We start from the raw sequence: 13585 nt of genomic DNA, 5'->3' as shown, positions 1-13585 counted from the left end.
GGACGCCTCGCTAGCTGTGTGTCATGCTGTTCTTCGGTCCGGACGGAGGCGCAATCTTGCACCCGCAGGTTTCGTTCCCAGCCCCGGCGCACCGCGCCATCGCTTCGTCGAACGTGTATTTCGGGTGCGGCGGCGGTCCCGGACAATAGAACAAGTCCATCTGGGCCAGCGCGCACATGACCTGCGCGTCGTGTGGGTCACCGGGATTGGGCGGCCCGAGCCCTTTGGTGTTGCCGAACCAGCGTTGGCAGGCGTTCTCCTTTGCCTGCTCTGGCTCGATATCGGGGTTCTTGGTGTATTCAAACAAAAAGGACGCAGCCACCAGATCCTGCGCCTCGTACATCCGGATATCCGGTATCTTTTTCGCGCAGTCAGTGCACTTTCCGGTCACTCCTGCCGCGATCATGTGATTGGCAACCATATAAGGCGTCTCGCGCGGGTCGTCGGGGGATATCCGTACTTTCCCGACCTGCAAGACCGGCGTTTCCGGCGTGCCGTTTTCGTCTTTCGGCATATCATCCTTGAACGCGACCCTGAACCAGCCGGGAGCCTGCGGATCATAAAGAGGTGATCCGCAGACCAGCAGCGGCAGCGTGTGACGCTCACCTGTTGCGTTGGGCCCGTTCAGATAGAGGTTAAGCATCGATCGGATATAGCTGCGCTCGGGCGGGCCGTCGAAAAAACCCGAGGCCATCATGATGGGAAAATAGTCATTGGGGTATTCGCTTTGACCTGCACCGGGCGCGGCGATTGGATTTACATCCACAATGGTTCGGTAAAAACTCACGTCATCCGCGGGAATTCCGCTGGCCCGCAGCACGGTATCCCAGCGATGCATGGTCATGCATTCCAGAAAAGTACCCTGCTGCAACACCTGCCACGGCGGGTAATGCATCAGCAACAAACCCCTCTGACCCATGACGTTCAGCCCCAGTGGCGGGAAGAGATGCCATTTGCACAGGCCGTCGTCCTTGTCGCTATTGACCGGATAACCGGCCATCGGGTTCCAGACCCCAAGGTCCTGCAACAGGTTTTTTCCCGCGACCGCTTTGCCCGCAACATCCGGTGCGAACAGTTTCTGATGGTGTTCGGCAAAGACAGACAACGCCGATTGCGGCTGATCAGCCGAGATCGAAACCCGGTAGTGCCCGCCTGACTTTGTGACCTGCACGTTGCCCGAGGAAAACCCGTCAGCCTCGAGCGAGTTCCTTGTGTAATGCGCAATCACGCTTTCGCGGTCGGTCAACCCGAGATCGGAATTGGCAAGTTCGGCAGGTGGGAACAGTTCGTTCAACAGCTCCACCGCCCCCAGAGAATAGGAAAACTCAGCCATCGGATCAGCCATCCGAACCGATAGGCGGATAGTCCTTGTCGTAAGGCACCGAGAGCTTAGGGTGATCGGTGCGCGGATCGCTCAGTTCAAACACCGATTCAAAGGTCGGTGCCGCCTGTACCCGATCGCCCAAGCCCCAGCGCGCACGCGGGATGCCGTACCAGTCCAAAACCGTCGACAGCAGAGAGGTGCCTTCATACGGCTGCGGTTGGCCACTGCGAAACACCGTGTTGGATTTCACTCGCGGCGACACCACTATTGTCGGAACACGCGGACCCAAAACATCATACTTGAACCCGTCGTTCACATCCCTCGGCCAGGCCGGTTGTGCCATCGGTGGTGCCTCATGGTCGTACATTCCTCCGCCCTTGCTGAACGTGATCACCAATGCGGTTTTGTCCCATTGCGGGCTGGCCCTCAGCGCCTCGTAGATCTCTTTCAGTTTGCGCTCGCCCGGAACCATGTCGCCGGAAGCACCGGGATGATACGAGGTCGCGCCACTTGGTGCGATCCAGGCGGGTTCGAGGAACGAGAATTTCGGCAGCATCCCAGCCTTCGCATCTGCAATGAATGTGCTGAGCGGCTGCACGTACTGAAACTTGCTTTTGTCCACGCTGGGCAACTGATTGCGCATATACAGGTGATAGGTGAACACTTGGTTCTCCCATTCCACCGAGTAATAAATCTTCCAGTCCTGATGGCCGTTGTTTTGAAGCACTTTCCAGATCGGCTGCCGCAAGGGCCGCTCTGCGTATTGCGTGTATTGCGGCTCACCTTCGCAGTTTACCGTAATGTTGTAGTTCGATCCCGACAGGGCAAAACCCCGGTTGGCAATTGTGCCGCCCGGCATGGGTGAAAACCAATAATCGCTCACCGCGTAATTCTCGGCCAGACCGTTCAGCACCGGTAATTGTGTCGGGCTGAACGAACTCATTGCTTCGGGGCTGAGGTTGTTGGACACAAACCCGCCCATGTCCGGCACTGCACCGCTTTGATAGGCAGGAAAACCGCCGCTGTATTGCTGCTGAATGCTGTCGGCTGTCGAATGAAACGGATCGATCTTGGGCGAGGAGAGTACGAACTGATCGCTCAGCTTGCCATCCTCATACTGGTGCACCGGATACGGGGTGCCTTTGTAAGTGTTCGTATAGGATTTTGAGTTTGCCTTGAACGGCGGTTCCGCGTTCACATAGTTCAGGTGGGGTGCGTCCGCGTCGTATAGCCAGCCCAGAACACTGTCCATTGTCCGGCTTTCAAGCATGTAGACGACCACATGTTCGATATTGGTGCGCATGAAATCCATCGTGCCGGGAACAAGGGCTTTGGCCGCATCAATGGGAACCGGCATCTGTACCGGAGTCAGCTGACCGGACACATCAAACCCCTGAGGCAAGGCGCCCTGTTTCAGGGGGCCGACAAACGGGTCGGTAAGGAACGGATCAAACCCCCAAAGCCGGTAACTCCCATCTCCGGGCGCAATGTCCAGAATGTTCTCACCCATGGCGATTAGGTGGTGCGAGGTATCAATGTCCGGGCGCGTGCCTTCAGATATCGTCGGCATCGACAACGGATGCCAGTTTTGCGGATCAAAGTTCCACACGCGGTATTTCGAATGCTCGGCGATCCATTCGAGCACATAGTTGCCCATGGGCAGCAACGCGCTACCGCCGGTGATCTCGGCAAAGGCATCCTGCGGCCCCATCGAGGTAGGCAGCGGGTCGGGCGGCGACATCGGGCTGGGTGCAGGATCGAAATTCCACAGCATATATGTCCCGCGTGCAGCTGTCGGCATATAGGCCATGACATATCCCGTCATGGGCACAAGCTGCACGATATCCGTTTCTGTTGCATCCCAGGTGTAGTGATCGAAATACTGCCAGAATTTGTGCTGCTTCCATTTCCCCGATTGCAAAGGCTGAACGCTCAGCGGGTCGGGGTTGGTCGGGTCAAATTCGAACAGATCATAAGGAACATGGGGATCTTTTTGATCCTGAAGCTGCGACAGATCGTAGGAGAGCATGTACCCGCCGATCGGACACAGCTTTGTGCTGGATGGAAAATTTGATCCGGGCGACAACAGGATCTGTTCGAACAGCTCAGGCAGATCCATGTTCAGCCGCCACAGGCTGTAGGTGTCGCCGCTGTTGACCTGGTTAATCAGATAGGTTGGTGCTGCATTTGCGATAAAGTCTTTCTCGGCCATGTTTCCGTCCAATCCATGCGGGGTCAAAAACTGAAAAAAGAGAGAAATGAGAAACGATTTGTTCACTAATTTGCAACAAATACGCCAAATCAAAAAGAAAAATCTTCTGACCTCCGAATGAGCCGCGCTTGGCTGGGGGTGGATTTTTGGCTTTGAGTTGCGCTGCTATGAGGCGCCGGAAACCGACCCAATAGACTGTCAGCCAGTTTTCCGTCGACAAAAACGATTGCCGTGGGCCACGTCCCAAGACGACGACCTACGTTCAAGATTGCATTACAGAACAAAGGTCTGCCGTGTGAACGTAATTCTATTGTCATCGGCAGATGGGGGTGGTGCCGGGTTTTCCGGTAAACGAATTGAGCATCCGAAAACCATCATGTCCGATACGCGGGCGAGTGATAAAGATTGATAACATCATTAAGCTTCATTTGTGGATGCTCAAACCTGCGAGAGACCGGTTTTGTTCCGCCGAAAGTGAAAAGAATCACCGTGATGTGATTGCAAAAATCCAATCGGAGCAACGGATGACCAATAAGCCTCGCGACAATGCTTTTTTGTGAATCCTGCACTGGTAAGGATGTCGATGCTGTGCCAATCTCGTGCCCCGGATAACCTGATCGGCAGCGTTGAAAGTGGAAAAGAAAAACGACACTGAAAGTGAAGTCGGTCAGACGCTTCAGCGGTTGCGGCATGAACGGGAACTGACGCTGGGCGATCTTGCGGCTCGGGCGCAAGTATCCACTGCGATGATCAGCAGGATCGAAAACGCCAATGTCTCGCCTTCGCTGTCGACACTGCAATCTTTGGCGGATGCTCTGGATGTGCCGCTGATGGCGCTGTTTGCCCGGTCGGATATCGCTGCAGATGTTCATCACGCGCGCGTTGGCGATGGCCTGCCCGCGCGGCGCATCACGCAGGGGCATGCGCATGACTATCTCCTATTGGGCAAGCACTCGGCACCCGGTGGGATTTTTCAGTCTGCGCGAATTCGCATTTCAAAAGAGCAATCCGGCAACTTGCCCAGCTATCAGCACGAAGGTCATGTGTTCATCTACATGATCGAAGGTCAGGCCACCTACCGTTGCGGAGGAGAGAATTTCCAGATGTCGGCGGGCGATACACTGAGTTTTGATGCCAAGCTTCCGCACGGCTTCAGTGAAATCCTGTCTGATGCTGTCGAGTTCATTACGGTCTCAACCCGCCCGCAATAGGGCGCTGCCAAGCTTCGGCCTGTGAGGCCGAGCCTTTCACCTATCGGCGATTGAGTGCTGCGCGAAAAGTCGAACGTGCCTCTGCACTGTGAATGTAGGCGTAGTCTCTGGGATAGGAGGTTCCTGCCGTGACCTCCATCGAAACAAACTGTGGGCCTGCCAGAGACAGGATCTGCGGCGCGGCTTCGGCGAACCTGTCAACATTGGTGAATCGCTGAACGCCAGCATAGCCAGCCGCCCAGGCCATTGCAGCAAAGTCGACCTTTTCAGCGCCGGGCAACGGATGCGCTCCGTTCACCTCGTAAACCCGATTGGCCGAAAGAAAGTGATAGAGGTTCGACACGCCAGCGCCGGCGATCGTCACCAGCGACCCGAGGTTCATCAGCAGGCTGCCGTCGCCATCAAGAACAATTACGCGCCGGTCCGGATTGGCCAGTGCCAATCCCAGCCCGTGGGACGATGCCTGACCCATCGCGCCAACGGCGACATAGTTCAGGTCTCGCGGGTTCAGGGCCAGCCAGTCAAAGCAGCTTTGATAGACTGCAACTACAATGTCACTGTCATGAATCTGGGGGATCAGCGCCCGCAGCGCCTCGTCGCGACGCATCGTCATGACACCTCCGGAGGTCTGCCGATCAGAAAGATATGAGGCTGCGAGGATGCATAGGCCATTGCGATGGCCTGCGGTATGTGGGTTTCGTCGCCGGGTTCTTCGATCAGCGAATGCGATACCTCCATCGCGTCAAGGACAGGGCGGATTATCCGAACACCGTAGGAGGAAGATTGATCCGGGTGCACATGTGGTTCCTTGCCCTGCAAACCAACCATCATCACAACGGGCAATTCATAATCCATCCCGATCGCACGAATTGCATTCAGGGAGTCCATCAACCCTGTCTGCTGCATCATCAGAACGGCCCGGGTTCCATTGTAGGACATGGCGCCGCAAATACTGACACCTTCATCCTCTTTGCAGATCCGCGTTAGTCGAAAATCGGGATCCTTGGAAACGGGCCACAACAGACCGTCGCTGGTGACGATATCCGGAAGGGCGACGATTTCCTGAACCTGTGCGGCCTTGAGCTGCGCAATGATCGCGCGCCCCGACGGGTATGCAACCTTTGGCGCGTCCACCGTAATTCCGGAAGACATACCCATTACACGCCACCGTTCAGGAATTTGGCAATTCCGTCCCGTGCAATTTTCAATTCATGCATATGCCCGACTGTAATGCGCAGATAGTCCGTGTACGCTGGCGATGCGAACCGCCGCACGGCAATGCAGTGCTGCAAAAGCGCGCGTGTCGCAGCTTCTGCTGACTTGTTGCCATCCGGGAAGTGAACAAGAACGAAATTTGCCTGACTGGGGATGACGTCCAGTCCCAACCCCTGCATCTCGGCGGTGATCCAGTTCCTGCCCAAGCGGTTGGCATCGCGAACATACTGAGTGTGGGCTGTGTCCTCCAATGCGGCGATCGCAGCCATTGCCGAAGGCGAAGCAACCGGAAAGGTCAGCCCGATCCTGCGAACGACATCGACGATGTCGTCAGGCCCATACAACCAGCCCACGCGCGCGCCTGCCAGACCGTAGATTTTTGAGAATGTACGGCACATGACCACGTTTTGGGCCTCTTCAACCAGAATATGCGCTGGCTCGTAATCTTCGGCATCGATGTATTCTTCATACGCCGCGTCGATTATCAGCAGTACATTGTCTGGCAAGGCGGCGTGCAGGCGGCGAATTTCAGAGCCGTTCAGATACGTGCCTGCGGGGTTTTCCGGGTTGGCCAGATAGACGATGCGGGTCCGTTCGGTCACGGCTTCGATCATGCGGTCGACAGAGGGTTTGAAACCATCGTCCGCAACCGACACGACGCCTGCATCGTTGGCGTGCGCATAGTTCGGGACCTTCAGGTACCCGTTCGCGCTGCGGATCAATTCAGTACCCGGACCCAGATAAGCGCGGGCAAGCCGTGCCAGCAGGTCGTCCGATCCCTGCCCGGTTGTGATCCGCGTGGCATCGAGGCCGAAATGTTCAGCGATGGCCGGGGCGAGAGTTAGATCGGGGTTTTCCAGATACCGTTCGATTGAACTTGTGGCTGCCTGCGCGGCGGTCCGGGCCAAACGGCTGGGACCAAACGCGCTTTCATTGGAATTTAGCAGGACAGACGGTGGAGGTGATGCATCAATCGCCCCTGCGACCATGTGGGGTTTGATGCGCGAAATTCCTGATTTCGCCAAGGCTACTGTCATTCTTGTCCTCCAGCAGTCACTGGCCGGGTAGGTGGCGCTTACTTTTATCATACAATACTCACTTTTTAGCAACTCAATTTCAAAAATATTATGATTTAAGTGAGCCTGCTTGGATGAAAGCAGCGCGACGCTTGTTTGCCCGGATACCTGCGGCATCGGGTTGGAATTGACAGGCATGAAACGGCAGCCCAAAGGGCAAACGGCTGTTCGGGATTCTTCAGCGAGGGTCGCTTGGAACTGTATTACCCGGCCATCGGAAGCAGTATCGCCAACGAAAGTGGTATACTGACCGCAGCAATCAAGGTCTGTAACGTGACGATCGCCGCCATCAAAGGCGCATCTCCGCCCAGTTGTTTTGACAACGTGTAAGAGGACGCACCCGTCGGAACAACGGAATAAACCACGGCGATCTGCAGCACGTTCTGCGGTAGTCCGACGGCCAGTCCGATTACCAGAACCGCGACAGGGAAAACCACCATCTTGCCCGTGAACGCAAGGATCAGGGGTATTGTGCTGGCAGCCATTGCGCGGACTCTCAGGTTTGCGCCAACGGCCAGCAGAGTAATAGGCAGCGCCCCCGCACCCAGAACATCCGCCACATCGTGAACCACCGGAATCCGGTCTCCGATCAGCTGGTTGGCACCCACTGCCAACAGGATTGAAATGACATAGGGGTTGCGGGCCAGTTCCCGCAGAATGGCCAGCGGCAGACTCGTGGTTCTGTCGCTTTTCAAAGAACCGACCAGCATGATCACCATGACGATATTGGTGATCGGAACAAGGATCGCCGTCGCCAGAATGGCGATGTCAAACCCTGCCGGACCGAAAAGGTTTGCCGCCAGAGCAAGTCCTATGAAGGAATTGTGCCGGGCACTGCCCTGCAAAATGGATGTCCCCTGTGGCGGCGCGAAACCCATCAGGCGCGTACTGACAACCGCAAAGATCAGTGCAGCAACAAACCCGCCCAGGATCGTGGCCGAATAAAGCCCAAGCGCTGATTTGTCCAAAGGCGACATTGAGATCTTGCTGAATAGCAGGCATGGCATCAATACCCAGTAGACAAGTTTGTCGTTCAGGTTCCAGAAGTCCGTGCTGGGAATGCCACCTTTCCGAAGGGCCAGCCCAAGGGCAATAATCAGAAAGATCGGCAGAATAGAGGTCAGCGTTGTCAGCATGGCAATCAGCAATTCGAAAGGCGCTTATTGAGCGGACCTTTTCATGCCGGAAATTGCAATTCAACCGATGGTTTCGCTCTGACTTCAAGTCAGGATCTTTATTCTCGTGAATTCCGGAGATTGGTCCGCTAAGCGGCCCTATCTAAGGTGCAAGAACAAAGGCCCAAGCTGTGAACCGCCGTTTCTTCAGGCGGTCGCCTGGGCCAGATAATCCTCAATCATATCGCCAAAACTCTGTTCGACTGCGAATTCGAAACCGCCATCACACCTTGTCACCAGCGCCTTCAGGCCAAACACCTCGGAATAGGTCACGTCATCCGGGCCGAATATGGTTTCGTTCAGATCCAGCGGACAGGCAATGGCCATCACGTCCGCCGCCTCGGGGCCGGCAACGCGAAAAAACGTCAGCGTGTCCGAAATTCGTACGATGCTGATATCTTCCGGGCAATCCGCCGGTTTGAGCCTTTCCTCATAATCCTGTTCACGATTTAGCCCAGTCCGAACAATCCAGTGATTTCGGCCGACATGGTACAGTTCGGCCCCCTCTTGCCCGATGCGGGTATTGGGTTGTTTTGGCAAGCTCGGCAACAGGTCCTTGACCCAGCTTTCGATTGCCTCGGGTTGCCCCTTCAGATCGAAAAGTGCGCTCAGGCTCTGGCGCGCAACTTGTACGTCATAGCTCATCTCAGGACCTCAGAAGTTTGCCGTCGGGGTCGTGAAACACCGGTCTGGTGATTGTGACCGGGATGACCTTGTCCTGAAGACGGACATACGCGGTTTCACCGTGCCGGGCATGTCCGTTTTCCAGCAAGGCCAACCCGACCCAGCGGTCGTTTACCACGCTCCAGACGCAGGCCGTAACCAAGCCTTCGGTCGCCTCCTTTCGGCCGCCGGGGGTCAGTGGCGCGCCTTCCGGAACCTGCTGGTTGGAGTCTTCGGGCAGAATGCCAACCAGTTCGCGGCGAACGCACCCGCTTTCGCGTCGCAGCAAGACCGAGCGTTTGCCAAGATAGTCCGGCTTCTTTTTGGCCATGACCCAGCCCATCCCCAGATCATATGCGTCGACGGTGCCGTCGACTTCGTGACCCAGCGAAAGAAACCCCTTTTCGACCCGCAGAACATGGCTGGATTCCGAACCGACCGGCAGAATCCCAAATGGGGCACCCGCCTCCATCACTTTGTCCCACAATTCGGCCATATGACGCGGGGCAACATTGACTTCAAAGGACAGCTCTCCGGTAAAACTGACACGAACGACACGGGCCGGAAACCCGGCAACAGTGCCGTCCCGGAAAGACATGAAAGGGAACGCGTCAGATGACAGATCAATGTCCGTACCCAGTGCCTGCAGAACATCCCGGGCGCGCGGCCCGCAGATCGTGGCGTTGTTCCACTGGCTCGTGACTGTGGTGATCATCACCTGCCAGTCCGGAAACTCGGTCTGCAGAAGTTTCTCCATATGCTGGTTGATCGAATCCGCATGGCCCGTCGAGGTCGAGACCAGCCAGCGATGCGCGTCCAGCCGAAATGCCACCCCGTCATCCATGATCAACCCGTCATCCGACAGCATCAGCCCGTACCGCCCTTCGCCAGGTTTCAGACTGGACATGACGTTCGTGTACAGAAAATCGAGAAAGCGCGGTACGTCGCGGCCCTTTAGTTCAAATGTTCCAAGTGGCGAGCCGTCATAGACACCGACACCTTCCCTGACAGCCCGGCATTCGCGGTTGACGGCCTCCTGCAATCCCTCACCGGGTTTTGGGAAATAGCCAGGACGCCGCCAGCGTGCACCAGCCTCGTACATCACCGCGCCGTTGTTTTTGTTCCATTGTGTCACCGGAGTGTGACGATAGGGAAACAGAACGCTGTCCTCTCGCAGCCCACCGATCGCGCCGAAGGAGACCGGAGTGTACGGCGACCGGAACGTTGTCGTACCGACCTCCTGCAAGGGTACGCCCTTTTGCATTGCCACGGTGCCGATGATGTTGATATTGCCGGTTTTCCCCTGATCGATGCCCATGCCACCAGTCGTGTAGCGCTTGACGTGCTCGACATTGTCATAGCCTTCGCGCAAGGCCAGATGCACATCGCTGACCGAGACATCATTCTGGATGTCCAGAAACGCCTTGCCGCGTTGCCCCGGCACATCGACACGCCAGAGCGGTTCGATGTCGTATGTCAGATCTTGGCCGCCGTCGATGATCCGACCCAGGTTCATTTCCCCAGCCGCAGCACCCGTGGCCCGGCAAGCCTGGGCCGCTGTTTCGGGAACAAATGCGGCCAGATTGTCATCGAACCGCAGCGAGCTGCGGGATTGCGACCACAGATGCACAGTCGGGTTCCAGCCCCCGGAATGACCCAGCACATCGCAGTCAATCCATGTTTCAGCGCCGCTGTCGACGGCGACAGCGCAGACGGCGCGCAGACGTTTGTGCCCGCGTACACCCGCAGCCACGGTCCCCGGATGAACCGAGATACCCGGCACCTTGTCCAGCGCAGCCTGAGGCACCTTTTTGCGGCTATCGAGAATTGAAACAACTGCCAAACCCGCCGCCAACAGATCAGCGGCGACCGCGTAGATGCTGTTGTTGTTGGTGAACAAGGCCACGCGGTGCCCGGGAACAACGCCCCAGCGGTTCACATAGGCCTGTATCGATGAGGCCAGCATGACACCGGGACGATCATTGTCGGCAAAGACCATTGCACGCTCCGTGGCGCCGGTGGCAATGATCACTTCACCTGCGCGCACCCGCCAGCTGCGCTCCAGGATGCAGTTCTGTTCCGGCTCCCGTTCGTTCACGATCAGCAGATTGTGTTCGCGATAAGCCCAGACAGTTGCGTTTTGCAGATGGGTGACATTGTCCATCTTGCGCAATTCCCGAACTGCTTCGGCCACCCATTCCATTGCTGGTCGCCCATTGATGGTCAGCGTCCGGTTGAGCAGGCTTCCTCCTGCCTCGGGTCCCTCATCCGCGATGAACACCCGCTTTCCTGCGCGACCTGCCTCAAGTGCGGCCTGCAGGCCGGCGGGGCCTGCTCCGGCGATCAGAACATCAGCATGGGCGTGCCGCGCCTCGAACCGGCCCGCAGAGGGGGGCCGAGAGGGTGCTGCGGCGAGCCCCGCAGCCTTGCGGATTGTGGGTTCAAACAAGTGCCAATCCGGCCATTTGAAGGTCTTGTAGTAAAACCCGGCCGGGATGAAGCGACCAAGCAGTTGGTTCACCCCGCCCAAATCGAAATCGGGCGAAGGCCAGCAATTGACGGAACGGGCGCTCAGCCCATCCCGAAGGGGTACGGTGGTTGCGGGTCGGTTGCCCGATGCGTCCTCGCCATCCAGTTCTACCAGAGTTGACGGTTCCTCGGGGCCATGACCGACAATGCCGCGCGGGCGGTGGTACTTGAAACTGCGGGCTGTCACACGAACGCCATTGGCCAGCAAGGCCGAAGCCAGAGTGTCGCCCTCGTACCCTTCGTAGCGTTTGCCGTTGAATTGAAACTGCAAAGGTCGATTGCGGTCTATGCGGCCCCCGGACGCGAGGCGGTTACGCTGTGCCATGGGGCGCCTCCACAATCTCGTGTGTCCGGGTATCGCGCCAGATTGTCAGCCATTCACCGCATCCGCGCGCGTGCCACCATTTTTCCTGCACAGGTCCCAATGGGTTTGGCACAACAGTCAGGTATTCGACCCACTCCGCGTCACTGACAGCATTCGGGTCGGGCCGATCCGCCCCAACCGGACCGCCAAAGATGAATTCACTTTCGTTTCGTTTGCCGCAATATGGGCAGGGTATCAGCATCATGGTCCTGTCCTTTTCATCGCGCCGTGGTGGTGCCGGCTTCCATCACGAATTCAAGATGACGGAACCGGTCGAGGGTGAAGGATGCCATCAGCGGGTGCGGTTCTCCTTTGGCGACCAGATGCGCCAACGTCAGACCGCCCGCCGGGATCGCCTTGTAACCGCCCCACCAACCCGCCGTGACGAACAGTCCGGGCACTTCGGTCTGGTCCATGATGGGGGATGCGTCATGCGCAATGTCCAGATGCCCGCCCCATTGGCGCATCAGTTTGAGTTTTTTGAAGGACGGGAACAGGGAAAGCATCGAAGCAACCGTGTCTTCAAAGACGTTTTGCTTGATGTCCCGACGAAAACTCTGCCCCATATCCGGCGCGCCGCCGATCACCATTTCGCCTTTGTCGGACTGACTGAAATAGAACCCACTGTCCGGGCAATTCACTATGACGTCGACCAGCGGTTTGACAGGTTCCGACACAAAGGCCGTCAGGTTCATCGTCCGCAACGGCAGTTTGAGCCCTGCGGTTTCCGTCAGCGTCGTGGTATGGCCCGACACCGCCACGACAACCTTATCCGCGTGTATTGTTCCCCGATTGGTCTCGACACCGGCAATCTTACCATCCGAGCCGCGGATCAACGACTGCACGGCGGTCTTTTGATGGATTTCCACACCCATGGCGTCAGCCGCACGTGCATACCCCCAGGCCACAGCATCATGTCGGTTCACGCCTGCATCGGTATGAACCATGCCGCAAATGACCGGCAGGCGCGCATCCGGCCCTCCGCCGGTCAGCGCCGGAATGCGACGGCGCAGCTCTTCTGTCGTGATCTGTTCATAGGTCGAGCCATAGATATCCATGACCAGTTGGCGCCGCCGCAGCTCCCGCAGTTTGGGCCAGGTCTGCACAACATCAACCATGGTGCGTTTTGAATGCATCATGTTGAAGTTAAGCTCGTGCGTGAGGCCTTCGTACATCGCAACAGATTTGACATAGAAAGGGATCGACTCGTCACGCATATAGTTCGACCGGATCGTCACCGTGTTGCGCGCGATATTTCCACCGCCCAGCCAACCGCGTTCCAGAACTGCGACATTTGTAATGCCGAATTCTTTCGCCAGATAATAGGCCGTAGCCAGACCGTGCCCCCCTGCCCCGATCACAACGACCTCATACCTGTCTTTTAATGGTGGGCTGCGCCAAGCCAGAGGCCAGTTGTGGTGTCCGGACAACGCATTCCGGGCGAGCGAGAATATGGAATACTTTTGCATGATGGTAAGAATATTTATTAATAATCAAAACTCGTCAATAAACAAATTTACCGGGAAGCAACCAAAATTTCGGGTCCAGAACCTCTGAACCGAACCGTTGTTTTGGCGGACAATTCGGGTTGCTTCCGTATTTTCTGGCTATTCACACCAGTTTGGCTAGGATGTCGCCATGATACGCCGCGTTGAACAGTTTCATCGAAGCCTTGCCGGCAAGTGGTCGGCCCGGTCGAAATGGCCCTGTTTCATAATCAATTGCCGCAGTTCACCAGCCTCCTGAATCCATGAGAGCCCGGGCGCGTCGCGCCCATTTTCTACCGTCCTTTAATTCGGGCGGATTTAGTGGATGG

Annotated in this window: 11 protein-coding genes; 1 reads left to right on the top strand and 10 read right to left on the bottom strand. The window is 57.0% G+C overall.

Annotation, left to right across the window (positions count from 1 at the left end; genetic code table 11):
- Positions 1-10 precede the first annotated feature (10 nt).
- On the bottom strand, positions 11-1333 hold the full coding sequence (locus tag ACR0J2_RS13715) for a hypothetical protein (RefSeq protein ID WP_480812906.1): 1323 nt from the start codon (positions 1331-1333) through the stop codon (positions 11-13).
- A 4-nt stretch (positions 1334-1337) separates the two neighbouring features.
- Positions 1338-3536: an alkaline phosphatase family protein gene (locus tag ACR0J2_RS13710; protein ID WP_480812905.1), complete on the bottom strand. Its 2199-nt coding sequence runs from the start codon at positions 3534-3536 to the stop codon at positions 1338-1340.
- A gap of 632 nt (positions 3537-4168) precedes the next feature.
- Here ACR0J2_RS13710 and ACR0J2_RS13705 point away from each other — a divergent pair.
- Entirely contained in the window at positions 4169-4747 is a 579-nt protein-coding gene (locus ACR0J2_RS13705) for an XRE family transcriptional regulator (protein ID WP_170808153.1), read from the top strand.
- A 40-nt stretch (positions 4748-4787) separates the two neighbouring features.
- Here ACR0J2_RS13705 and ACR0J2_RS13700 read toward each other — a convergent pair whose 3' ends face one another.
- The 8 genes from ACR0J2_RS13700 to ACR0J2_RS13665 all read right to left on the bottom strand — a co-directional run bounded on the left by ACR0J2_RS13700 (position 4788) and on the right by ACR0J2_RS13665 (position 13238).
- Positions 4788-5360, bottom strand: a complete 573-nt coding sequence (locus ACR0J2_RS13700; protein WP_170808152.1) for a thiamine pyrophosphate-dependent enzyme — start codon at positions 5358-5360, stop codon at positions 4788-4790.
- Complete coding sequence (locus ACR0J2_RS13695) at positions 5357-5905, bottom strand: decarboxylase (RefSeq protein WP_480812904.1); 549 nt, start codon at positions 5903-5905, stop codon at positions 5357-5359. The genes ACR0J2_RS13700 and ACR0J2_RS13695 overlap by 4 nt, the downstream gene beginning before the upstream one ends.
- Positions 5905-6999 carry a pyridoxal phosphate-dependent aminotransferase gene (locus tag ACR0J2_RS13690; RefSeq protein WP_480526719.1) on the bottom strand — a complete coding sequence of 365 codons (1095 nt, stop codon included), beginning with the start codon at positions 6997-6999 and terminating at the stop codon, positions 5905-5907. Before ACR0J2_RS13690 ends, ACR0J2_RS13695 begins: the two co-directional genes overlap by 1 nt.
- A 242-nt stretch (positions 7000-7241) precedes the next feature.
- Positions 7242-8174 carry an AEC family transporter gene (locus ACR0J2_RS13685; RefSeq protein ID WP_170613915.1) on the bottom strand — a complete coding sequence of 311 codons (933 nt, stop codon included), beginning with the start codon at positions 8172-8174 and terminating at the stop codon, positions 7242-7244.
- Between the two features lie 186 nt (positions 8175-8360).
- Positions 8361-8858: a sarcosine oxidase subunit gamma gene (locus ACR0J2_RS13680; RefSeq protein WP_480812903.1), complete on the bottom strand. Its 498-nt coding sequence runs from the start codon at positions 8856-8858 to the stop codon at positions 8361-8363.
- A 1-nt stretch (position 8859) separates the two neighbouring features.
- Entirely contained in the window at positions 8860-11730 is a 2871-nt protein-coding gene (locus tag ACR0J2_RS13675) for a 2Fe-2S iron-sulfur cluster-binding protein (protein ID WP_480812902.1), read from the bottom strand.
- Positions 11717-11974 carry a sarcosine oxidase subunit delta gene (locus ACR0J2_RS13670; RefSeq protein ID WP_170613912.1) on the bottom strand — a complete coding sequence of 86 codons (258 nt, stop codon included), beginning with the start codon at positions 11972-11974 and terminating at the stop codon, positions 11717-11719. Before ACR0J2_RS13670 ends, ACR0J2_RS13675 begins: the two co-directional genes overlap by 14 nt.
- Before the next feature lie 13 nt (positions 11975-11987).
- Positions 11988-13238: an FAD-dependent oxidoreductase gene (locus ACR0J2_RS13665; protein WP_480812901.1), complete on the bottom strand. Its 1251-nt coding sequence runs from the start codon at positions 13236-13238 to the stop codon at positions 11988-11990.
- Positions 13239-13585 lie beyond the last annotated feature (347 nt).

Source organism: Ruegeria sp. CG4, from assembly GCF_056537185.1.
This window is presented reverse-complemented; position numbering and strand designations above follow the sequence as displayed.